At 26.9% G+C, this 22934-nt stretch carries 23 protein-coding genes and 1 rRNA gene; 7 read left to right on the top strand and 17 right to left on the bottom strand.

The window, feature by feature from the left end; all coding sequences use genetic code 11:
• The 6 genes from QOZ84_RS09490 to QOZ84_RS09465 all read right to left on the bottom strand — a co-directional run.
• Positions 1–376 (bottom strand): 16S ribosomal RNA (locus QOZ84_RS09490); the annotation flags it as partial.
• Positions 377–678: 302 nt separating this feature from the next.
• On the bottom strand, positions 679–1455 hold the full coding sequence (locus tag QOZ84_RS09485) for an ABC transporter permease (RefSeq protein WP_284132717.1): 777 nt from the start codon (positions 1453–1455) through the stop codon (positions 679–681).
• A complete protein-coding gene (locus QOZ84_RS09480; protein WP_284132716.1) occupies positions 1449–2150 on the bottom strand; it encodes an ABC transporter ATP-binding protein in 702 nt (233 codons plus the stop codon). Before QOZ84_RS09480 ends, QOZ84_RS09485 begins: the two co-directional genes overlap by 7 nt.
• Positions 2151–2213: 63 nt before the next feature.
• Positions 2214–2579 carry a GntR family transcriptional regulator gene (locus QOZ84_RS09475; protein ID WP_284132715.1) on the bottom strand — a complete coding sequence of 122 codons (366 nt, stop codon included), beginning with the start codon at positions 2577–2579 and terminating at the stop codon, positions 2214–2216.
• A gap of 179 nt (positions 2580–2758) precedes the next feature.
• Positions 2759–4606 carry an ABC transporter ATP-binding protein gene (locus tag QOZ84_RS09470; RefSeq protein ID WP_284132714.1) on the bottom strand — a complete coding sequence of 616 codons (1848 nt, stop codon included), beginning with the start codon at positions 4604–4606 and terminating at the stop codon, positions 2759–2761.
• A complete protein-coding gene (locus tag QOZ84_RS09465) occupies positions 4599–6818 on the bottom strand; it encodes an ABC transporter ATP-binding protein (RefSeq protein ID WP_284132713.1) in 2220 nt (739 codons plus the stop codon). The genes QOZ84_RS09470 and QOZ84_RS09465 overlap by 8 nt, the downstream gene beginning before the upstream one ends.
• A gap of 365 nt (positions 6819–7183) precedes the next feature.
• Between QOZ84_RS09465 and QOZ84_RS09460 the strand changes: the two genes are divergently transcribed.
• Complete coding sequence (locus QOZ84_RS09460; protein ID WP_284132712.1) at positions 7184–7636, top strand: MarR family winged helix-turn-helix transcriptional regulator; 453 nt, start codon at positions 7184–7186, stop codon at positions 7634–7636.
• Positions 7637–7656: 20 nt separating this feature from the next.
• Here the strand turns inward: QOZ84_RS09460 and QOZ84_RS09455 are convergent, their stop codons facing one another.
• From QOZ84_RS09455 to QOZ84_RS09425, 7 genes are all read right to left on the bottom strand, one after another.
• Positions 7657–7959 carry a PTS sugar transporter subunit IIBC gene (locus QOZ84_RS09455; protein WP_284132711.1) on the bottom strand — a complete coding sequence of 101 codons (303 nt, stop codon included), beginning with the start codon at positions 7957–7959 and terminating at the stop codon, positions 7657–7659.
• Between the two features lie 104 nt (positions 7960–8063).
• Positions 8064–8435 carry a VOC family protein gene (locus QOZ84_RS09450; RefSeq protein WP_284132710.1) on the bottom strand — a complete coding sequence of 124 codons (372 nt, stop codon included), beginning with the start codon at positions 8433–8435 and terminating at the stop codon, positions 8064–8066.
• 92 nt (positions 8436–8527) lie between these two features.
• Complete coding sequence (locus QOZ84_RS09445) at positions 8528–9628, bottom strand: NADH:flavin oxidoreductase (RefSeq protein WP_284132709.1); 1101 nt, start codon at positions 9626–9628, stop codon at positions 8528–8530.
• Positions 9629–9644: 16 nt separating this feature from the next.
• Positions 9645–9902: a hypothetical protein gene (locus tag QOZ84_RS09440; protein WP_284132708.1), complete on the bottom strand. Its 258-nt coding sequence runs from the start codon at positions 9900–9902 to the stop codon at positions 9645–9647.
• Between the two features lie 604 nt (positions 9903–10506).
• A complete protein-coding gene (locus QOZ84_RS09435; RefSeq protein WP_284132707.1) occupies positions 10507–10686 on the bottom strand; it encodes a hypothetical protein in 180 nt (59 codons plus the stop codon).
• A gap of 53 nt (positions 10687–10739) precedes the next feature.
• Entirely contained in the window at positions 10740–12446 is a 1707-nt protein-coding gene (locus QOZ84_RS09430; RefSeq protein ID WP_284132706.1) for a MutS-related protein, read from the bottom strand.
• Between the two features lie 19 nt (positions 12447–12465).
• Entirely contained in the window at positions 12466–12909 is a 444-nt protein-coding gene (locus tag QOZ84_RS09425; protein WP_284132705.1) for a YaiI/YqxD family protein, read from the bottom strand.
• Positions 12910–13134: 225 nt separating this feature from the next.
• Here QOZ84_RS09425 and QOZ84_RS09420 point away from each other — a divergent pair, with 225 nt between their 5' ends.
• The 4 genes from QOZ84_RS09420 to QOZ84_RS09405 all read left to right on the top strand — a co-directional run bounded on the left by QOZ84_RS09420 (position 13135) and on the right by QOZ84_RS09405 (position 17041).
• Complete coding sequence (locus QOZ84_RS09420) at positions 13135–13860, top strand: hypothetical protein (protein WP_284132704.1); 726 nt, start codon at positions 13135–13137, stop codon at positions 13858–13860.
• Positions 13861–14113: 253 nt separating this feature from the next.
• A complete protein-coding gene (locus QOZ84_RS09415; protein ID WP_284132703.1) occupies positions 14114–14674 on the top strand; it encodes a sigma-70 family RNA polymerase sigma factor in 561 nt (186 codons plus the stop codon).
• A gap of 42 nt (positions 14675–14716) precedes the next feature.
• A complete protein-coding gene (locus tag QOZ84_RS09410; RefSeq protein WP_284132702.1) occupies positions 14717–16000 on the top strand; it encodes an anti-sigma-I factor RsgI family protein in 1284 nt (427 codons plus the stop codon).
• A gap of 87 nt (positions 16001–16087) precedes the next feature.
• A complete protein-coding gene (locus QOZ84_RS09405; RefSeq protein ID WP_284132701.1) occupies positions 16088–17041 on the top strand; it encodes an SH3 domain-containing protein in 954 nt (317 codons plus the stop codon).
• 70 nt (positions 17042–17111) lie between these two features.
• Here the strand turns inward: QOZ84_RS09405 and QOZ84_RS09400 are convergent, their stop codons facing one another.
• A complete protein-coding gene (locus QOZ84_RS09400) occupies positions 17112–18485 on the bottom strand; it encodes a cation:dicarboxylate symporter family transporter (RefSeq protein WP_284132700.1) in 1374 nt (457 codons plus the stop codon).
• Between the two features lie 97 nt (positions 18486–18582).
• Positions 18583–19614, bottom strand: coding sequence for an FAD:protein FMN transferase (locus QOZ84_RS09395; RefSeq protein ID WP_284132699.1), 1032 nt, complete (start codon positions 19612–19614; stop codon positions 18583–18585).
• Positions 19615–19800: 186 nt separating this feature from the next.
• Here QOZ84_RS09395 and QOZ84_RS09390 point away from each other — a divergent pair, with 186 nt between their 5' ends.
• Complete coding sequence (locus QOZ84_RS09390; RefSeq protein WP_284132698.1) at positions 19801–20196, top strand: NusG domain II-containing protein; 396 nt, start codon at positions 19801–19803, stop codon at positions 20194–20196.
• A gap of 37 nt (positions 20197–20233) precedes the next feature.
• Positions 20234–20743 carry a Gx transporter family protein gene (locus QOZ84_RS09385; protein WP_284132697.1) on the top strand — a complete coding sequence of 170 codons (510 nt, stop codon included), beginning with the start codon at positions 20234–20236 and terminating at the stop codon, positions 20741–20743.
• Between the two features lie 83 nt (positions 20744–20826).
• Here QOZ84_RS09385 and QOZ84_RS09380 read toward each other — a convergent pair whose 3' ends face one another.
• The gene (locus tag QOZ84_RS09380; protein WP_284132696.1) at positions 20827–21990 is read right to left on the bottom strand and encodes a class I SAM-dependent methyltransferase; all 1164 of its coding nucleotides are present in this window, start codon (positions 21988–21990) and stop codon (positions 20827–20829) included.
• 153 nt (positions 21991–22143) lie between these two features.
• Positions 22144–22926, bottom strand: coding sequence for a CPBP family intramembrane glutamic endopeptidase (locus QOZ84_RS09375; RefSeq protein ID WP_284132695.1), 783 nt, complete (start codon positions 22924–22926; stop codon positions 22144–22146).
• Positions 22927–22934 lie beyond the last annotated feature (8 nt).

Here is a 22934-nt window from a genome sequence, read left to right as displayed (position 1 = left end):
TCAGGCTTTCGCCCATTGTGCAATATTCCCCACTGCTGCCTCCCGTAGGAGTTTGGACCGTGTCTCAGTTCCAATGTGGCCGATCACCCTCTCAGGTCGGCTACTGATCGTCGCCTTGGTGAGCCATTACCTCTCCAACTAGCTAATCAGACGCGGGTCCATCCTGTACCGCCGGAGCTTTGATACTTTTGCCATGCGACAAAAGTACATTATCCCGTATTAGCATACCTTTCGGTATGTTATCCGTGTGTACAGGGCAGGTTACCCACGCGTTACTCACCCGTCCGCCGCTCTTTACCGAAGTAAATCGCTCGACTTGCATGTGTTAGGCACGCCGCCAGCGTTCATCCTGAGCCAGGATCAAACTCTTAAATAAAAGTTTATCTAGGGCTCAGATACTGTTATATATCTGGCTTTATGTTTCGTTTGTTTCAAATTCTATAAATTAACCTACTGTTTAATTTTCAAAGTTCATTTTCAATTTCGTTTTGTCCCTTTTCTTAAGGACAAGTATAACTATACCATCATAAATTCATCTCGTCAATACTTTTTTATATTTTTTTAAATAATACTATATATATACATTTACAAACACTTCTAAACATTGTTAAAGAGCTATACTTGGGACTTTATCCTTTGTATAACTCTTTATTAGTTTTTATAAATATAATTGTCTATTTATTCTAAATTTAATTTTCTATTTAGAATATAATTAATTAAGCTAAATAAAATTATAATCACCAATAGATATATTGCTGTATTTATATTTATACTTGTAATCATATGTCCTATACTATATTCCACTTTATAACTTGATACAATCTTAAATATTAAGTCCTTAGCAGAATAAAGTACATTGCTAATTATTGTATTTAATACGAAAAATGTTATAAGTGCTACAATATTTCTATGTTTATTAAACTTAGGTAATTGACCCATTGAAAGTGAAATATATACACTAAATATAAATATAGAATACACAGAAATGAAATTTATAGCTGAAGATATAACTATTATCCATATGTCATTTGTAAATAAAGATTCCCATGCCACTTTAAATACATCTAAATATTCTTTAAATCCTTGCGCACTATCAATACTCATTATAATTGCAAAAGATAATATAGCCACTATACCACTTAAAAATGTCCACATTATAGTTACTAAGTATTTAGAAAGTATTATCTTTTTTATACTAACTGGCAATGTAAACATCAAGTATCCTTCATCTTCCAAAAGATTTTTTCTAAAACGTTGTATAGTAACAACTATAGTTAAAACTCCAAGTGCAACAAAAAGAGCACCTAATACCATTAATGCAATTCCATTTATTTTAAACATCTCTGTATTTATAAACACTCTATTTATAACACTTACTAATAATATTGCTACATACATAGGTATAAAAGTTCTACTAGTAGATTTCAATTCATATTTCAATAACTTTCCTAACATTCAAATTCCTCCCTAAATAATGCATCTATTGATTTTCCTTTTTCTTCTCTTATCTCATCTACATCCCCTTGAAGCACTATCTTTCCTTTAGATATAAATATAACTTCATCACATATATTCTCAATTTCGCTTATCAAGTGCGTTGCTATTAGTAATGTACTTTCTTCACTATAGTTTTTTATTATTGTTTTTAATATATAAGCTCTTGCTGCCGGGTCAACTCCACCAATAGGCTCATCTAATATATATAAATCTGATTTTCTTGACATAACTAAAATAAGTTGAACTTTTTCTTTTGTTCCTTTAGACATAGTTTTTAGTTTTTCATTTATATCTATATCTAAGCTTTTAATCATATCTTCAGCTTTATCTTTATCAAAATCAGAATAAAAATCTTCAAAAAATTCAACTAAATCTTTAACTTTCATCCAATCATTAAGATAAGTTCTCTCTGGAAGATATGAAATTATTTTTTTAGTTTCTATAGAAGGCTTCATATTATTTATATTAATTTCCCCTTTATCTGGGTGTAGTAATCCATTCATTAACTTTATCATTGTACTTTTTCCACTTCCATTAGGTCCTAATAATCCAACTATCTTACCTTTAGGAATATCTAAATTCATATCTGTGAAAAGTTCTTTGTTTCCATATTTTTTATATATATTTTTAAATTCTACTATATTATCATTCATTAATTGTTCCCCTTTTTTATTATAATTTCATATTTTTTTATTTATATCAAAAGCTATATATAGCTAGCTATTGGTTAAATTTTCACTTATAAGTTCAATTATTTCATCTTTTAAATAACCCAACTTACTTAATTTTTCTTTTAAATTATTTATTTCTGAATCTGCAATTTCTTTTCTCATATCTGCTGTTTTCTGTTTATCTTCTGTTACAAATCTTCCACTAGTCCTTTGACTATATACTAATCCTTGCCTTTCAAGTTCTGCTAATGCTTTTTGCATCGTATTAGGATTTACCCCAGCTTCTTGTGCCATATCTCTAACAGAACTTAATTTAGATCCTGGCGGCATTTCACTTGATACTATTTTCAGCTTTATTATTTCTACTAACTGAATATATATGGGACTATTATTATCCAATTCCCAATCCATATTTTCTCACCTCACATATTGTATTAATTGCTTAATACAATAGTATAGTTTTTTATTTAATCTGTCAACTCTATTTATAAGATATATTTTCATATTTTATAAATAATTAAATTTCCCAATAAAAAAAGCATTAAGTTTAAATTTAAACTTAATGCTTTTAGTTTTTTATATCATCTTACTTAACAAGCTTCTACTTCTTCAAACTGACTGTTATAAAGATCAGCATAGAATCCTTTAGCTTTTAATAATTCTTCATGGCTTCCTTGTTCTACTATATCTCCATCTTTCATTACTAATATTATATCTGCATTTTTTATTGTTGATAATCTATGAGCTATTATAAAACTAGTTCTATCTTTCATAAGATTTTCCATAGCTTGTTGTATTAACACTTCTGTACGAGTATCAACTGAACTTGTTGCTTCATCTAATATTAATATCTTAGGATTTGCAAGTATAGCTCTTGCTATTGTTAATAATTGTTTTTGACCTTGAGATATGTTGTTTGCTTCTTCATTTATTTCCATATTATATCCATCTGATAAAGTTTTGATAAAGTGATGAGCATGAGCAAGTTTTGCTGCATCTATTACTTCTTCATCACTTGCATCTAATCTACCATAGCGTATATTTTCCATCATACTTCCATTGAATAACCAAGTATCTTGTAGTACCATACCAAACATTTTTCTTAAGTCATCACGTGTGAATTCTTTAGAGTCATGGCCATCAATTAATATACTTCCACTATTTAATTCATAGAATCTCATAAGTAATTTTACTATTGTAGTTTTACCAGCACCTGTTGGTCCTACTATTGCTACTTTTTGACCTGGTTTTATATTAATTGAGAAATCATTTATTATTGTTTTGTCTTCGTCATATCCGAAGTTAACATTTTTAAATTCTACTTCACCTTTTGCACCTTTTGTTGAAACTGGATTTTTAGTTTCTTCTTTTTCTTCAGCTTCTTCTAAAAACTCAAAAACTCTTTCTGCTGCTGCTGCTGTTGCTTGCATTACATTAGCAACTTGAGCAGTTTGTGCTATTGGTTGCATAAATGATCTTGTATATTGTATAAATGATAGTATATCCCCAACTTGTATAGTTTTCTTTATTGTAAGATATCCCCCCATTATAGCTACTACTACATATCCTATGTTACCTATGAAAGTCATTATAGGCATCATCATTCCTGATAGGAATTGTGATTTCCAAGCTGAGTTATATAAAGTTTCATTTAATTCTTCAAATTCAGCTATTGCTTTTTCTTCCCCATTAAATGCTTTCATTATGTTATGTCCACTATATATTTCTTCAACATGACCATTAGTGTGCCCTAAATACTCTTGTTGATTTTTAAAGTGTACTTGAGATTTTTTAACTACTAACATTATAAATATTAATGATACTGGTATAATTATTAAACTTATAACAGTCATACTTACACTTATCGATAACATCATTATAAGAACCCCAACAAGTGTTGTTACTGATGTTATCATTTGTGATAATATTTGATTTAAATTTTGACTTATAGCGTCCACGTCATTAGTTACTCTTGATAATACTTCACCATGTGTACTTTTATCAAAATATTTAAGTGGTAATTTATTTATCTTTTGTGATATATCTTTTCTTAACTTATAAGAAACCTTTTGCGATATATCAGATGTAACAAAAGTCTGAACAAATGAGAACACCGCACTTATAACATATAATACTGCCAACATAATTAGTGTACTTGAAATAGAATCAAAATCTATTCCCTTTCCAGTTCCACTAACTTTATTGACTAATCCTTTAAATATATCAGTAGTTGCATTTCCTAATATTTTTGGTCCAACTATAGTAAATGCTGCACTTCCTATTGCAAATATTACAACAAATATCATAGCTAATTTATATGGTTTTAAATGTTGTAATAACTTTTTCATAGTACCTTTAAAGTCTTTGGCTTTTTCTCCTCCAGCCATTCCTCCCATAGGTCCACCCATACCGCCTGGTCCACTTTTTTTATTACTCATGTGCTAACTCCTCCTTTGAAAGTTGAGATAGTGCAATTTGATTGTATACTTCACAATTTTCTATAAGCTCATTGTGAGTTCCTATACCCACCATTTTACCTTCATCAAGTACTACGATTTGATCTGCATTGATTATAGTACTTATTCTTTGCGCTACTATAAGAACTGTTGAATCCGAAACTTCAGATTTTAATTCTTTTCTAAGTTTTGCATCAGTTTTTAAATCTAGTGCTGAAAAACTATCATCAAATATAAATATTTTAGGAGTTTTAGCTAATGCTCTAGCAATTGAAAGTCTTTGCTTTTGACCTCCTGAAACATTTGTACCACCTTGTGATATTTCAGCTTTGAATTTTTCTGCTTTATTTTCTATAAATTCCATAGCTTGAGCTATTTTTGAAGCTTTATTTACTACTTCTACACTAGCATTTTCAGCTCCATATCTTATGTTACTGTCTATAGTTCCTGAGAATAAAACACCCTTTTGTGGAACATATCCGATTTTTTCTCTAAGTTCATGTTGGCTTACTTCTTTTATATTCTTACCATTAACTAATACTTCACCTTCTGTTGCATCAAAGAAACGAGGTATTAAGTTTATAAGTGTTGATTTCCCACTACCTGTACTTCCTATAAATGCAGTTGTTTCACCAGGTTTTGCTACAAAGCTTATATCACTTAAAACATTATCTTCAGCATCAGGATATTTGAATGAAACATCTTTGAATTCTATATATCCATCTTTGTCAGATCCTAATTTTTTTGGTTCTTTAGCATCCTTTATTGAGCTATCTGTAGCTAAAACTTCATTTATACGAGTAGCTGATACTGATGCTCTTGGTAATATAACAGATAACATTGATATCATTAAGAATGCCATTATTATTTGCATAGCATATTGTATAAACGCCATCATATCCCCTACTTGCATAGTTCCAGCATCAATATTATGAGCTCCTACCCATACTATTACTATTGTTATAATGTTCATTATAAGCATCATAACAGGCATCATCATCGACATTATACGGTTAACAAATGTGTTTGTTTTTCTAAGAAGTTCATTAGTTTCATCAAATCTTTTTTCTTCTGTTTTTTGAGTACTAAATGCTCTTATAACTAACATACCTGTTAATGATTCACGTGTTACTAAGTTTAACTTATCTACAAGCTTTTGAACTATTTTAAATCTTGGTATTGCTAATCCAAATAAAATCGATACAAATGATAATATTGCAATTACCGCTACTCCTATTATCCATGCCATTGAATTATCTACACTTAATACTTTTATTACTCCACCTATCGCAAGTATTGGCGCATAAAATACCATTCTTACTAACATAACCATAAGTGTTTGTATTTGCTGAATATCATTAGTACTACGAGTAATTAATGATGCTGTTGAGAATTTATCAAATTCTATACTTGAAAATCCTACAACTTTTCTAAATACGTCTTTACGAAGGCTTTTACCCATACCAGCTGCAATTTTAGCTGCTAAGAAACCAACTGTAACTGTCGCTGCCATACTTACAAGTGCTACTAAAAGCATTATTCCGCCAGATTTAAATATATAATTAGTTTGAAGCTTATCTAAATCTATACCAATTGCTTTATATTCTTTTTTTACAGAGTAAATTGATGATTGAGTTAACATATTTTCATCTAATCCATTTATCTTTTTATCAATTTCTTCAGTCATTTTATTTATCTGTTCTTTAGGCATTTGAGGTAATAATGTCCATATATCCATATTTGGTGGAATATTTGGTATTACTCCCTTTTCACTTGCCATTTCTATTCCTGAAACTCTAGCCATAGATTTACTCATTATTTTATTAAGAGAATCTATCTTTTCTTCATCTTTAGTATCTAGTTTATATAAAGCTTCTTTTTTAAAAGAAGGGTATTTTTCTACTTCCTTATCATACTCTTCCTTGCTTAACTCATTTTTATCCAACAAGTCATAACTAGCTTCCACTTTATTCTTTTCACTATCATTCATAAAAATCTTTAATTTATTTAACTCTTTTTCTCGAATTACAGTAGGAACAGCATTTTCTATACCATTTTGCTGAATACCTATATTAACAATATTTGATGTGTAATCTGGTAATGAAAGGTCACACATCGCTTGAACTACTAAAAGTGCAACTACTGCAATAATTGACACTACGAATGGCTTTAAATATCTTAATATCTTAAACATTGCTCAATCTCGCCTCCATTTGATTTAATTTTTAGGTATAATGTGCAAGCATTTGCTTTTGCATTATATTTTGTTACATTTAAATTCTTTTTAGTGTATAATATTAATAGTTATACTAATTAATAGTTATACTTTTTAACTATTGTACTTTTTAAGTATATAGGATTTTATATAAAAGTCAATATTTTATTATATTAAATTTTAAAGTATATTGATTATTAAATTTCATATGAAAGTAAAACATTATTTGAATACTTTAAATAGTAATTTTATTTAAGTATATATAAGAATTATAGTTGTGCATAATTTAAAATAAATGTACTTTCCTACGTGATAAAAAATAATATTTATGGAGGTAATAGGAGATGAGGGATCCTAAACTAGATTCGATAGTTCAAAACTTTGTAACTATCATGCCATTGTTTCAAAAAAAGCTTATAAAACGTAATTGTGGTTTTCCACATGATTCTTTAAATCATTCACATTTTCAAATAATGGTTGTTCTTAAAGATAACGGCAAATTACCAATTTCTGATGTAGCTAAAAGACTTTTTATATCTACTCCTAACATGACTAAGCTTCTTGCTAGGCTTATTGATGAGGAAATGATTGAGAGAATACCAGATAAAAAGGATCGTAGGATAATAAATATAGCTTTGACACAAAAGGGCGAAAAACATTTAGAGGCTAAATTTAAGCAAGTTCATTCTTCAATAAAAGAAAGGTTATCAACCTTACCAGATGAGCAACTCAACAAGTTAAATTCATCATTAGAAAATTTAAGAGATGTCTTAATGGAAATAAGCTCAGATGAATAATTCTGAGCTTTTACTTTTTATTAATTTAATTCTGATGAGATTTCTTTAAGCACTGCCTTAGCATTATCTATTACAAACTTTGGCTCTACTTCGTAATATTCACGATCTATAAATCTTTCTATATTTTGTATATCTTCTACTTCATAACTTATAACAAATAACACAGTTGCTGATTCACTTATTTCTTTTGCTGAAATTTCATTTTGTATATTAGACTTATTTTGTATTTCGCATTTAATATTAAATCCTAATTCTTTCCCTGATTCTTGTAATGCTTTTGCACTTGCTTCATTTTCGCAAACTGCTACAATATTTTTATTCATAATATATACCTCACTATTTTTGATTTGTATATTATATTATTAACCTTTCTTATCTGTTGAGTCAATAAAAAACACATCAAATAAAATTTGATGCATTTTGATTACTACTTATTCATTGGAAGTATTTCTATCCAATAGTTATCAGGGTCAGCTATAAAATATATTCCCATTTCTTTATTTTCATAACATATACAGTCCATTTCTTTATGTAAATTGTATGCACCGTCAAAATCTTCTACTCTTAAAGCTAGATGGAATTCATTGTCTCCTAAGTTATATGGTTTTTCCCAATCTCTAAGCCATGTTAATTCTAGAGTATGAGTTGTTTCTCCATCACCTAAGTATATCAATATAAAACTTTCATCATCTGCTACTTTTCTTTTTACTTCTTTTAGACCTAGCGCTTTTTCATAAAATTCTAAACTCTTTTCAAGATCTAATACATTAAAATTATTGTGACAAAATTTAAATTTCATTTATTTCCTCCATAATTTGTTTTATTTTTATTATAAACTATTTTTACTTTCCAATGAACATAAACACTTATATTAATACTAATAATATGTATTTATTTATTATTCAATATACATGATTCGTCTCCTGATTTGTAGCATTTTCCACAGGAAACACACTTAGGTGGTTTTATGTCTCCAAGAACCCACTTATTAATTAAATCTGGCTCACATATTAATGGTCTTGCTAAACTAAAATATTGTATATTAGTATTGTTTAATAAATCCTGCATAACATCTAAATGTCTATTTCCTCCTACCAATATTACTGGTATATTTATTTGTTTAGCTAATTGAGTTGCATACTCTTTAAAATATGACTCATTTTGTTTTGGTATATTACTTCTCCCTGCACCTAAACCATTTTCTCTTACTTTCTTTATTGCTCCATTTCCTCCACTTACCTCTATCGCATCTATTCCTAAATCTGCTAGTTTTTTAGCTACATATATACTATCTTCCCTTGTAAGACCACCTTCTTTTATTCCATCTTCAGAATTTAACTTTATAAGTATAGGGAATTCTTTTCCTACAAGTCCCCTTATAGCTTCATATATTTCAAATATTATTCTTCCTCTATTCTCTATATTCCCACCATACTCATCTTCCCTTTTATTGTAATAAGGTGATAAAAACTGACTAAGTAAATATCCATGGGCAGCATGTATTTGAATACCATCAAAGCCTGCTTTTTTTGCTCTTAAAGCTGCATTTGCAAAATCAATTATTAAAAGTTTTATTTCTTCCTTACTCATTTCTTTAGCCATAGCACCAGTTGTCTCACATTTCATAGTTGATGGTCCCCATATAGTCCTTTTTCCAACATTAAAACTAGTCATAAATCCACCATAAACTATTTGCATTATTATATTACTTTTATTTGTATGAACTATATTAGCTAATTCTTTATATTCTTCTATAAATGAATCATCATATATTCCCATCATTCCTGGATTTGGCTGTTCATCTTCGCGCACAAAAGCATATCCTGTTATTATTGTTCCAACTCCACCTTTAGCTAAATTTTCATATACTAATTTTAACTTTTCAGTTAAATGACCTTTGTCATCTGATAGATTTTCCCACACAGCACTTCTAAAAAATCTATTTTTCATATTCATGTTTAATATCTTAGTTTTATCAAAAAAATTTTTCATATATACCTCCCTAGTTTCAATTTTTATTATTAAATGTAGACAATGTTGTTATCATTGGTGCTATAAAACAAAGTATAACAAACGGTGCATATTCTACACAAGAAACTCCTGTAACTAAAGTTTCATTTAATACTTTTAAAATACCAGCTCTTTTATAAATAATACTAACAATGCCTCCACCTATAATACCTGCCCACATACAATATGTAGATTTCACTCCTACTACAGACAAAACTATTATTAATATAGGTAATAATAATATATATGGAGACATAAAAAATTCACTACTCATTGCTTTTGTTAATTCAATCTAAGTAATTGCACATATAATTATAGGAACTATACATAAAAATAAAGTTACATATATTTGATTTTTGTGTATTTTGCAATCCTCCATATTTTCCCTCCTTAAAAATATATTTTTCTAAATTTATATCATTGTATAAACTTTATATAACATTTATAGTTCCTGTGGATAAATTGTTTATATTTTTCATTTTTTTCCACACAGAATTTTATTTTATCCACAAATTAACATTAATACAGTGGAAAACTTTTTCCTTATACTTAAATTTTATACAGCTATCTATTAATTTATGAGTTAATAAAAAAGAGTATAAGTAAAATTATATTTAAGAATTTTACTTATACTCTTTTTTTATCAAACCTAAATGCTAAATATAGTTTCAAAATTTAAGTTTATATAGTTTTATTTTATGTTTAAATATGTACATCAATTATTTATATTATATTAAAATAAGCAACATTTATTATTTTTAATTTTTTTTTATATATTAGTTGTTCACAATTAATTAGACTTATCAACATTTTTTTCTGAATATTTTTAATCTTTTAAAATTAATATGTGCATATTTTGATTATGCTGATAAAACTTTACTTAATTCATTGTTTATTAATCTTAATTTTTCTAAATTATCGATCTCTTTTTTGTTTATTATATCTTTTATATTATCAATTATTAATTTATTTTCATTTTCTTCTTCTGCTCTCAATTCAATAAGACCTTGTATAATATTTTCTCTACTTAACACAATCATATTTTACCCCCTTAAAATTTTTATACTATGATTGTGTACATTTTCAAATAATTTTAATCTGCATTTAAACTATTTTCTCTATTTAATATTTGCCATTTTCCAGTTTCTAAAAAGTTCTTTGCTCTGTTATTTGCATTTAATACTATATTTTCATCGTACCCCATAAATTCCAACAATTTTATTGCATTTCTAGTTTGAGATCTTCCTTTATGTAATTTATAATCAAATTTTATATCTTTATTAGTTATAGTTTCTTCAAAATGATAATTTTCAAATGAATCATCTAATAAATGCGTAAGTTCAATATCATGAGTCGCTGCAAAACATATACAATTACTTCTGCCCAAGTAACTTAAAACCTCACAAGATGATGATATACGCTCTATTGTATTAGTGCCTCTTAATATTTCATCTACAAAACACAAACAAGGTATATCTTCATTCATATTATCTATTATTCTTTTTAAAGATTTTATCTCTACTATATAATAACTTTCACTGCTAAATATATCGTCTTTTAAAGCCATTGAAGTATATATATTAAAGAAAGATGATTTATAGTTTTTAGCACAAGCAGTGTATATAGTTTGAGATAATATTGCATTTATTGCTACAATCTTTATAAATGTAGATTTACCAGATGCATTAGACCCCGTTAATAATATTCCTTGTGAAAAATCACCGCTATTTTCTACTGGATTCTTTATTAATGGATGATATATATCTATAAATTCTATGTTATTTTCACTTTTAAAATTACTCTTTGTTAATTTTGGAATGCAGTAATATTTTAAGCTGTCTCTAAAAGATGACATACCTATTATCGCATCTATACTTCCTACAAATTCATATATAGCTTTAAAGTTATCACTTCTTTTTATTACTGTATTTTTTACTTTTTCATAAGCTATTAAATCACTAAGGGCTATCATTTTAGTATATTCGCTCAATATATTTATATCTGCCATTAAGTTATTTGGATTTGAATTTATGTATTTTTTTCTTATTTTTCTAACCATTTCTAAATCATTTTCTATACTGTTTAAATTTTTATTAATTACTTCTATATTCATATTTTTTATTTTATTTGCAGCATTAACAATAGATATTATATATGTAAATCCATCTGTATTATATTTATATTTTTTATTATTTTGGCTCAAATAAACATTATATACTACTGATAATGCAAGTAATATTAAAAAGTATCTGTTAAAAAATACAAGTATCAAACTTAAAAATGGTATTAATGACAATATTCTATATTGAAGTAACCTATTTTTACTCAAGTCTAATTTATTAAACAAACAGCTTGTTGTATACATATCCTTACTTTTACCAAGCTTTCCTAATATGTATTGAACTTCTTTCCTTTCTTTTTCGTTATTTCTAAAGTACTCTATAAGTTTATCTCTTTTATTTAATTTTTCATTTTCATATAATGGATTCCTTAATATATCATATAAAACTTCTGCCCCTGCACTACTTTGCGTATTGTTTATCTTCTTAAAAATATCATCCATATTAAGGTCATTCCATGTTATGTCATCTATTGCTGATTTAATTTTTTTATTTCTAAAATAACTAGATACACTATCAATCTTTATATCTACTTCTTCTAAATCTATTTCCTTACCGTAGTTTGCTACTATCTTTTTCTTTATGTACTTTAGCCTACTTATATGGTCATATAGTGCTATACTAAAACCTATTAAAAATAGCACCCCTACACCTACTAAAAACATAATAAAATCTTCCATACTTCCCCACCACCTTATTTTAGTTAACTATAATATTTTCACATAATTTAACTAAGCCTTCTTCAAAGCTTCTATCATCTTCTTTAGTTCTTTTCTTAGGACCTTTACTTCTTACGCCAGCACTTCTCATTTTTTTAGAAAGATGTCTTGTAAGTAATAATTGGTCTATATTATTATTATCATAAACTCTTCCATTTTGGTTTATAGCTAGTCCTCCTTTTGAAAGTACCATAGCTGCTAATCCATAATCTTGAGTTACAACTATATCTCCTTTGTTTACTCTATTAACTAACGCAAAATCAACTGAATCTGCTCCCTTAGATAAAATTATAGTTTGTACTCCATCTTTATTAAAAGTATGAGATGTATCACACATTATTATCACTTCTATATTATACTTACTTGCAATTTTGATAGTCTCATCCACAACAGGACATCCATCAGCATCTATTAAAATTTTCATAATATCTCCTTTTATTTCATTTAATACAATTATAACACAAATAATTTGAAATATTTCCCATGCTCTAAATATGACTATTATTTCATGCTATCATGACAAATAATGAAAATTTCATCAAATATTTGCATATATATAAAATGTTTCTGTAAATTTATTACAAGAGTGCTTTTTAGAGTTATAATTATTATGATTGATAAATTTTTAATAGGTATTAGGGGGCACATTATGATATTTGAATGTTTTTACTATCCGACATTAAACAAGCATGGTGAGGTTTTAAAAAGTAATGAAAATTTAATAGAATTTAATCTTGGTGACATAGTTCCTACGAAAACACTTTACTACAATTATGGTAAGAATTTTGCTATATATGAAAATAGCCAATTTTTTATTGTAGAAGATAGCATCTTAAGTAAAACTACTACAGTTGAAGATTTAAAATTCCCATTAAAAATTGTATTTAATAAAGGGACTCAATTAAAAATATTTTCTTGTGAAGATTTATCTTCAATAAGACTTCTTTTAAAAGGTGAGTATGAAAAAGAAAAAGAATTAGGGGAATTATTCTGCTTATCTTTTATGCTAAATAGAAAAATAAAAAATCTACAATATGATATAATGTCTGATCTAACTAATAGCTCTAGGGATTTTAGTTACATAAATGATGAATTAGATTCAAGAACTAAAAGCTTATTAGAAGAATTAAAAATGGTCGAAAGAAAATTCTATAATCTTACTATTGAAAACCCAAATTTAAAAAATTCTTATTTAGATTATATGAATTTTAGCAATAAAGAAGATATGCTAGAATTATCTATAAGTAAATATTTCAAAGAAGGTACTGAGGAATATCGCCATTATCTTCTTAGTAGCTCTGTATGGAAGACTAAACCTATTTATCCAAAATTCAAACTAGACAATCTTATAAGTTCATACAATCTTAGAAAATAAGTTTTTATATAATAATTTATTCATAAGAGACATTATATTAAGGAAGTAGTTGTGAAAATTTCACTCTACTTCTTTTTTATGTTTTTTATTTTACATATTTTTCCTGTTTATTTTATCAATATTTTACATTAAATTTAATATTATCTATGAATTACAAAAAATAGAAATTTAACCAGTATTTATTGTCATTTTTTGTAAAATTTATTCGAATATATATAGTGTGCACTATATATATTTAGGAGGATGGTAAAATTTGGTTCAAGACATTAAATTATTAAACGCTCTACACAGTCAACCCGAAAAAGGTCTTCATCTAATGATGGATACTTATATGGGGCTTGTATATACTATAGTCTACAATCAGCTATACAGCATACTTCCTAATGAAGATATAGAAGAATGTGTCAGCGATGTATTCTTTTATGTATTTAATTATAGAGATAAAATAGACCTAGATAAAGGTAGTATCAAGTCTCTTCTATCTGTTATTGCTAAGCGAAAGGCTATAGACGTATATAGAAAATCAAAAAAGTCTATAGATGTTCAAATACCAATAGAATCATTAAATGAAAACTTATTTAATGATTTTGATTCTGTTTCTGATTCAGTTTCAACTAACGAAAGAAATAAATTATTAATTCAAGCTATTACATCCCTAGGGGAACCTGATAGCGAAATAATCATTAGAAAATACTATTTTAAAGAAAGTTCTAAGGACATATCTAAAGTTTTGGGGTTAAAGGTTAATACAATAGATAAAAAATCATCTCGATGTATTAATAAATTAAAAAATATTTTAAGGGGGATTTTGTAATTGGAAGATAAATTATTAGATATTTTAAGGGGGATTTTGTAATTGGAAGATAAATTATTAGATATTTTAGATAATTTGAATATATCTGAAACATCATTACTATTAGAGCAAGACTTTGACATGCATATAGACAAAAATGTAAAAAAACGAATTATGAATTCTGTAAAATCAAGATCACAGTTACAATTTGAAAATAATAAAAATATATTACATAAATTAAAAAATATTTTTAGTTCTCTATTTGTTAATAGAGGGTTCGCAATGATTATGACTATTTTTATACTCGTAACCGGAACTGGAAGATATATTTCTACTACAACTCCAGTAGCTTATGTATCACTCGATATAAACCCTAGCATTGAATTATCTATAAATAAATTTAAAAAAGTTATTTCTTACGAAGCATATAATTCAGATGGTGAAATTTTATTAGATAACAATGATAAACGTAATATTACTGTTGATAAAGCTATAAGCAATATCATTTCATCTGCCATAAGTAAAAAGTATTTATTAGATAATAATAATTCAGTTATTACTTTTGCTACTATATCTAATAATTTAACTATTAGAAAAACTCTTCAAACTGATTTAAAAAACACTGTTAATAATACTTTAAAAAGTAAGTCTATTGAAGCAAACATTATATCTTCAAATACTGATTTTAATAAAAGATTAGAAGCAAAAAACTTTGGTTTTACAGTTAGTAAATATACATTAGTTGAAGAACTTAAATCTTTAGATTCTATTACTGTAATAAACGATTATAAAAACATATCTATTATAAACATAGAAAATAAGATTTTAGAACTTAGAAACAATACTTCTAAGGATACTAATACCAATATTTCAGATCCAAAAACTAAAGTTGATTCTGTTAATGAATATTCTAATAAAAATATTAACTCTGAACATACTGATAGATCTACTAATAATAATTCCACTACTATTAAAGGTAACGGTAATAGCAACTCATCTAATAACAATAGTAATAGTGGTAGCAGCAATTCATCTAATAACAATAGCAAGGGTAGTAACAGTAACTCCTCTAATGGCAATAGCAATAGTGGTAACAGTAACTCCTCTAATGGCAATAGCAATGGTGGTAAAAACAACTCCGCTAATGCCAATAGCAATAGTGGTAAAAATAACTCCGCTAATGCCAATAACAATAGTGGTAAAAACGATTCCACTAATAATACTGATGTTGATAATAATAGCCATAACCGTCCAAATAATCATATATCCCCTGGACATAATAATCATCAAAATATAAACTACGGGCACAGCCACCACCATAACTATAATAATTATATAGAAAATTAATAATATACATACAATTATTATTAATTTTCTATATTATATAAAAATATCTAATAACATAATTTTAAACCATAGATTGGAGACACACTAATGAAAAAATTAAAAAAATTATCCCTATGCTCTATTGGAGCTGCAACATTAACTTTAGGAAGTATACTTAATAGCCATGCTCAAGTATTACAAGCTGAGACTTTGCAAAATCTTAATTTAAGAACTGGCCCTAGTACAAATAATTCAATAATATTAACTATAGCAAAAGGCAGCACTATTGAAGTATTAGAGAATTCAGATATATGGGCGATTGTTAAATATAATGGTACTGTTGGATATGTATCTTCTCAATATATTAAGGAGCAATTGTCAGTAATCAAACCTCCATCTGAAGAAAATAATAATAACAATACTGAAACTATACTTATGGAGTGTAATGTAAATTCATTAAATGTAAGAAAAGGTCCTTCTACTTCTGAATCTATACTTGGTAAAATTGATAAAACAGATAGAGTTTACGTTGTTTATCAGACTAACAATGGATGGTCTAGAATAAAGTATAATAGTGGATATGGATATGTTAGTTCTCAATACTTAATTAAAGTTAATACTAATTCTAATAATAACTCTAGTTCAAATGAAGTTTCTGATGCATTAACAACTATGGTATGTAATACTACTTCTTTAAATATTAGAAAAGGACCATCTACTTCTGAAAGTGTTATTGGGCACCTTAATAAAAGTGCTAAAGTAACAGTTGTTGAGAAACTAAATAACAACTGGTCTAAAATAAGATTTAATAATCAATTTGGTTATGTTAGTAGTCAGTATTTATCAGCTATCGTTTCAACACCTGTAGCTAATAACTTTATGAAATGTGATACTTATATGTTAAATGTACGAAAAGGCCCTTCATCTTCTGAAAATATAGTGGGTAATTTAAGAAATGGTGATAAAGTTGAAATTGTATATCATTTAAATTCTGGATGGACTAGAATAAAGTTTAACAATCAATTTGCTTATGTTAGTACTACTTATTTAGCTAATATATAATTATATATTAGCTAAATAAAAAGAAATAATCCTATGAAAATTAATATTCACTAATTTTCATAGGATTATTTTATACACTCTTTATATTACTTTTATCTATCTTATCCAATGAGTTTGCTACAGTTATAGCAGTAGTCATTGTTCCATTCACGTTTAACATAGTACGTCCCATATCTAATATTGGGTCTATTGCTATGATACCTCCTACAAGCGGGAAATATGCTCCCATTCCCATTCCTGATATAACTACCGATACTGCCATTGTTGCAGTTCCAGGTATTCCCGCAATTCCTAAAGAACTTATAGTTACAACTATTACAAGCATAGCATAGAAACTAAAGTTCATTTCAATCCCTGCCATATTAGCTATAGTAACTGCCATTAATGCTGGGTATATTCCTGCACATCCATTCATTCCCATATTAGAACCTAAGCTACCTACGAAACTTGCAGTTCCTGAATCAACTCCAACATTATCTGTTAAAGTCTCTATAGTTACAGGTAATGTTCCTACACTTGAACGAGATGTAAATCCTAGTATTAATGCTTTTGACGCACTTTTTAGATATGTCTTTGGATTTAATCCATTTATCCAAATTATTGCTAAATGTATAATAAACATTATAGCAACACTTATATAAAGAGCTATTATAAAGTCTACTACTCCAAATATTGACTGTATACCATTCTCTGCTATAGTATTCGCCATTAAAGCTATTACTGCGTAAGGCATAAACTTTATGATAGTTATTGCTACACTTACTATTACTTTATAAAATGCCTCTACTAAATCTGTAAGTGGTTTTATAATACTAGAATATTTTTTGTTAAGTCTTTTTATCGCTAAACCTATAAATACTGCAAATATTACTATTGCTACTATATTAGCTTCTGCCATAGCTTTTACAGGATTTGATGGTAATAACCCTCTTAAAGTATCTACTATCGGTGATATTTCTCTTATTTGTTCTGTAGCTTTTACTACTTGACTACCTACTCCTAGGTTAAGTAAATTACCTACTATTATTCCTATTATTGCTGCTATAGCTGTTGTTCCTAATAACATAATTATTGATCTTGATGTTAATTTTGATAAATTTTCACCTTCATTCATATTCATTATAACTCTTATAATTGATACAAATACTAAAGGTACTACTAACATTTTTAAAAGATCCATGAATCCGTATCCAATTAATCCATACCATTTTGAAACTTCAGTTATCCAAGCTATTTTAGATGGATCTTGTGGGAATTTTGCTACATATTGAATTATAATTCCTAAACCTATACCCAATAAAGTAGATACTATCATCAACTTGGTAAAATTAAGCTTGCTTTTTATCTTACTTGTTAAGAATAATAATCCTATTAATGCGATAATAAATATTACTGTTTTTATATCTGTTATCATTATAAATTGTGAAAAAAATGTACTGTCCATAAACTTGCCTCCTATTTGTTATCATTTTGATAATAACTATTTTACTATTATCAAAATGATAATGCAAGCATTTTTTTAATTTTCTCTAATTTTATTATTAATTACCAAGTTCAAATTTTTTATTCATTAATTTAAGATTGTCTTTTAATCCTTTTGTTGTATACACTTTTTTTTCTTTTGTTATGAAAACTGCATCTACATTTTCTATATCTTCTACTAACTTTAATCCTTCTTTTAATCCTTTTGTAAATATTAAAGTTGATAGTGCATCTGCATCGATTGATTTTTGTGCTACTATTGATACACCTGCTATTTCTGTTTTATAAGGGTATCCTGTTTTTGGATTTAATATATGATGATATTTAACTCCATCCTTTTCGATAAACCTCTCATAAACACCACTTGTAACAACTGACTTATCAGAAACCTCAATTGATCCAACTACGTTACCTCTACTATCAAATGGGTCTTGAATACCTATATTCCATTTTTCATTTTCTTCTTTTGAACCTAATGCATATATGTTACCACCCAAATCAATAATAGCGCTCTTAACATTATCTTCTTTTAAAATTCTAGCAACTTCGTCAGTAGCATACCCCTTAGCTATACTTCCTAAGTCTAACATCATTCCTTTTTGTGTTAAAAATGCTTCATGAGTAGAATCGTTCATCTGAATCTTAGAATAGCCAACATAATTTATAGTATCTTCTACCTCTTCTTTAGTTGGTACTTTTGCTTCTGGAAGTCCTATACTCCATAGTTTAACTAAAGGTCCAATAGAAATATCATATCCTCCATTAGACAATTTTGAATACTCTAATCCTTTATTAATAATATCATAACTAGTTTCACTAAGCTTCACTTTCTGTATTCCTGCATTTTCATTTAGTTTATCAAGCTCTGTTCCATTTTTATTGATACTAACTAAATTTTCTATCTCACTTATGCGTTTGAATACTTTATCTAATATTTTTTGACTTTCATTTTCATATAAAGTGACTTTGATTACTGTTCCCATCATTAATTCAGTTCTCGTTATTGGTTCATTTGACTTTGTAGATTTACACCCAGCTAAATTGATAGCTAAAACAAAAATTATAACCATAAGAATTGTCTTTTTCTTCATAATACTCTCCCTTTTGATAAAGTTTTATTATTTATGTAATATATTATACACCTTTTTTATTCTCTTCTATTAGTACTTTTTAACGCATATATAATTTTTATCTTGCTAAATTGCTTCTAAATAACTTAAACTTTAGTTAGTAAAACTTTTATATTTTATTAATTAAATTTTAAGGAGAACTTTTTAATGAAAACTTTGAAAAAGCTTGATATAGTTATCATTTTATTTCTTATAGTTTTATCCTTTATTCCACAGCTTATATTTTCAAAAACATTATCTGCTGATTTAAGTACAACCTATGCTAATATAACACTTGCAGGTAAATTTTATGATAATATACCTTTATCGTCATTTAAGGGAGAAAAAACATTTGTTATAAAAACTAAATATGGAAAAAATACCATCTTAGTAAAAGATGATACAATACAAATAGTGGATGCTGATTGTAAAGATTCTTTATGTGTTAATCAAGGGATTTCATCTAAAGTGGGGCAAAGCATTATATGCCTTCCTCATAAATTAATAATAGAAATTAAAGGAGATGAAAAGGATAGTTCATCTGATATGATACTGTCACATTAATATTATGAAATTAAATAAAACTTCTAAAATGGTTTATATGTCATTACTTGTATCTATGGCTTTGATACTTTCTTTAATTGAACGTATGATACCTGTACCATTTATAACTCCTGGTGCTAAATTGGGCTTAGCCAACCTAGTTATAATAATATCGGTTTATACATTAGATAGTTATAAAGATTCTTTTGCTGTACTACTTTTAAGGTTGTTTTTGGCATCTATGCTTGGTGGCAATGTATCTATGCTACTATATAGCGCAACTGGAGGAATTTTAAGCTTTATAGCTACTCTTGTAGTCAAGGAACTTGGTGGCAAACATGTATCTATAATAGGTGTTAGCGCATCTGCTGCTGTTTTTCATAATGTAGGTCAGTTACTTGCAGCTTCACTTATACTAAATAATTTTAATATGTTTTTATACCTTCCTATTTTATCTGGGGTAGGTATTGGTACAGGTATATTCGTGGGGTTATCTGCTAATTATCTCTTATCTCATCTCTTAAAATTACCTTATTTTAAAAGCAAATTAGATTTAAAAAGTAATTAATTACAACATAAAAACTGAGCTACTTATTTGTTATTTTAGTATTATAACTAAATATTATTAACAAACTAGTGCTCAGTTTTGTGTTATATTAAATTATCTTCTTTTAATAAATTATATAAAGTTGGTTTAAATTTAAATTCATTCATTAAATTATTAACTTCATCTAAAGCTTTTTCTCTTTTTTCACTAGATATATTTCCTTTAGAAGCTCTAATTAATATATTTTTAGGAGAATGTGATATATCTATAAATTCTAAAAGTTGTGTTTTATATCCTAAGTGTTCTAATAAATTAGCTCTAACTGCATCTGTCATAAGCGCAGCTACCCTTTCTTGTACTATTCCATACTTTGTAAGTAATGATAGAGATTCAGATTTCATTTGAGCATTAAATTCATGTTGGCAACAAGGAACTGAGAATATCATCTTAGTATTCCACTTTACTGCATTATATAAAGCATAATCTGTAGCTGTATCACATGCATGTAGAGTTATTACCATATCCACCTTATTGTTATACTTAAATCCATTTATATCACCTAATTCAAAACTTAAATTTTCATAATTATATCTTTTAGCTATTTCATTACATTTTTGAATAACATCTTCCTTTAAATCTAATCCTATCATTTTAACATTAATTTTTTTAATCTCCACAAAATAATAGTAAAGTACAAATGTTAAATAAGATTTTCCACATCCAAAGTCTAATATAGTAAGTTCTTTATAATCATTCTTTTTAACCTCATCATCAATAACTTCTATAAATCTATTTATTTGCTTATATTTATCATATTTTGAATTTACTACTTTACCTTCTTTAGTAAATACACCTAAATCTATAAGAGGTTGTATTATCATACCTTCTTTTAATATATAATTTTTTTCTTTATTGTGGCTTTTGTTAGCAAGTTTTGCATTATCACCTTTTTTCTTCCCTAAAAATACCTTTCCTTTTTTAGATATTTTAAAGTCAAATGTAGTACTCTCTGACCAAGCTACAAGCTGCTTATAATCTTCTTTTATATACCCCATAATTTTTTCTTTTAATTCTTCTTTATCAATATTTTCATGAAATACTTGCTTGTCTGTATATTTTTCTATTTGGTAGTATTGATTTTTATTACTTTCTTTTAGAGTCGCATTTATTTTGTTGTACTCTACATCTTTACTTTTTTTGTTGCTAATAACCAACTTTATAATTTCTTGTTGTGTTATTTCATCAATTGCCTTTATTAGTTCTTCCATTTTAATACACCTTACCGTTCTTTTTTATTAAGTTCTATCTACTATATTATTATATATATATGATTAATTCAAACTCATTTTTATACTATACCTTTTATATTTATATGAAAATACAAAATAGCATCCAATATAAACATTGGATGCTATATATAACTATGTTAATTTTCTAGTTTCATTAATATTTATAGTCTTATTCTTTTCTTGTTTTATAATTGATATCCATAAAATAGTTCCTACTATAATATTTAAAATTACAATTAGCGAACTAATATTTGATGATTTATACCCAACTAATACTGAAGATACCCCTACAAAGTTCCATAAAGAATGAAATGCTATTATGGGCCATAAATTATTCAACTTAATTGCTAAAGACACAAATGAAAACCCTAGTAACCCAGAATATATCATTTGAGCAAATACAGAACCTAAGGGCATTCCCATAAATATATTTACAACATGTATAATGGCAAACCAAAATGTACTTAAAATCATTAATTTTAAAATATTGTCTTTTGGATTAACCTTTGTAAGTAATATTCCTCTAAATATAACTTCTTCACAAAATCCTACTAATAAAGTTGCTATAAAATTTATTCCTAATTTCGCCCACATAATGTGGGTAAATGATGAAGAACTTATATAAATATATTTTAAAAAATCAGTTAATATTAATGTTATCAATATTAAATATGGTATAAACCATATTATGCTTTTTAAATTTATTTTACTAAACCCTATATTTTTCCATCCATAATATTTTTTTACTATGTAAATTATACTAAGCGATCCTATAAACTGTATTATAAAAGAAACTAATAGTATCTCAAAATCAGTTCTATTTTTTGATAAAATATTACTGTTTATGTAATTACCAATTCCCATAATACTAATATAAACAAATATCGTAATAATTCTTTTATTTTTATCATTCATTTTTTTCA

The sequence above is a fragment of the Romboutsia sedimentorum genome, assembly GCF_030131845.1.
In the GTDB taxonomy this organism is placed as follows: domain Bacteria; phylum Bacillota; class Clostridia; order Peptostreptococcales; family Peptostreptococcaceae; genus Romboutsia_D; species Romboutsia_D sedimentorum.
The sequence above is the reverse complement of the archived record's forward strand: the minus strand, read 5'-3'. Positions and strand labels throughout refer to the sequence as shown.

What these genes read in the sequence shown, in the direction of transcription:
- QOZ84_RS09485 (WP_284132717.1), bottom strand. Translation starts at nt 1,455, where the DNA reads ATGTTAGGAAAGTTATTGAAATATGAATTGAAATCTACTAGTAGAACT.
- QOZ84_RS09480 (WP_284132716.1), bottom strand. Translation starts at nt 2,150, where the DNA reads ATGAATGATAATATAGTAGAATTTAAAAATATATATAAAAAATATGGA.
- QOZ84_RS09475 (WP_284132715.1), bottom strand. Translation starts at nt 2,579, where the DNA reads ATGGATTGGGAATTGGATAATAATAGTCCCATATATATTCAGTTAGTA.
- QOZ84_RS09470 (WP_284132714.1), bottom strand. Translation starts at nt 4,606, where the DNA reads ATGAGTAATAAAAAAAGTGGACCAGGCGGTATGGGTGGACCTATGGGA.
- QOZ84_RS09465 (WP_284132713.1), bottom strand. Translation starts at nt 6,818, where the DNA reads ATGTTTAAGATATTAAGATATTTAAAGCCATTCGTAGTGTCAATTATT.
- QOZ84_RS09460 (WP_284132712.1), top strand. Translation starts at nt 7,184, where the DNA reads ATGAGGGATCCTAAACTAGATTCGATAGTTCAAAACTTTGTAACTATC.
- QOZ84_RS09455 (WP_284132711.1), bottom strand. Translation starts at nt 7,959, where the DNA reads ATGAATAAAAATATTGTAGCAGTTTGCGAAAATGAAGCAAGTGCAAAA.
- QOZ84_RS09450 (WP_284132710.1), bottom strand. Translation starts at nt 8,435, where the DNA reads ATGAAATTTAAATTTTGTCACAATAATTTTAATGTATTAGATCTTGAA.
- QOZ84_RS09445 (WP_284132709.1), bottom strand. Translation starts at nt 9,628, where the DNA reads ATGAAAAATTTTTTTGATAAAACTAAGATATTAAACATGAATATGAAA.
- QOZ84_RS09440 (WP_284132708.1), bottom strand. Translation starts at nt 9,902, where the DNA reads ATGTCTCCATATATATTATTATTACCTATATTAATAATAGTTTTGTCT.
- QOZ84_RS09435 (WP_284132707.1), bottom strand. Translation starts at nt 10,686, where the DNA reads ATGATTGTGTTAAGTAGAGAAAATATTATACAAGGTCTTATTGAATTG.
- QOZ84_RS09430 (WP_284132706.1), bottom strand. Translation starts at nt 12,446, where the DNA reads ATGGAAGATTTTATTATGTTTTTAGTAGGTGTAGGGGTGCTATTTTTA.
- QOZ84_RS09425 (WP_284132705.1), bottom strand. Translation starts at nt 12,909, where the DNA reads ATGAAAATTTTAATAGATGCTGATGGATGTCCTGTTGTGGATGAGACT.
- QOZ84_RS09420 (WP_284132704.1), top strand. Translation starts at nt 13,135, where the DNA reads ATGATATTTGAATGTTTTTACTATCCGACATTAAACAAGCATGGTGAG.
- QOZ84_RS09405 (WP_284132701.1), top strand. Translation starts at nt 16,088, where the DNA reads ATGAAAAAATTAAAAAAATTATCCCTATGCTCTATTGGAGCTGCAACA.
- QOZ84_RS09400 (WP_284132700.1), bottom strand. Translation starts at nt 18,485, where the DNA reads ATGGACAGTACATTTTTTTCACAATTTATAATGATAACAGATATAAAA.
- QOZ84_RS09395 (WP_284132699.1), bottom strand. Translation starts at nt 19,614, where the DNA reads ATGAAGAAAAAGACAATTCTTATGGTTATAATTTTTGTTTTAGCTATC.
- QOZ84_RS09390 (WP_284132698.1), top strand. Translation starts at nt 19,801, where the DNA reads ATGAAAACTTTGAAAAAGCTTGATATAGTTATCATTTTATTTCTTATA.
- QOZ84_RS09385 (WP_284132697.1), top strand. Translation starts at nt 20,234, where the DNA reads ATGTCATTACTTGTATCTATGGCTTTGATACTTTCTTTAATTGAACGT.
- QOZ84_RS09380 (WP_284132696.1), bottom strand. Translation starts at nt 21,990, where the DNA reads ATGGAAGAACTAATAAAGGCAATTGATGAAATAACACAACAAGAAATT.
- QOZ84_RS09375 (WP_284132695.1), bottom strand. Translation starts at nt 22,926, where the DNA reads ATGAATGATAAAAATAAAAGAATTATTACGATATTTGTTTATATTAGT.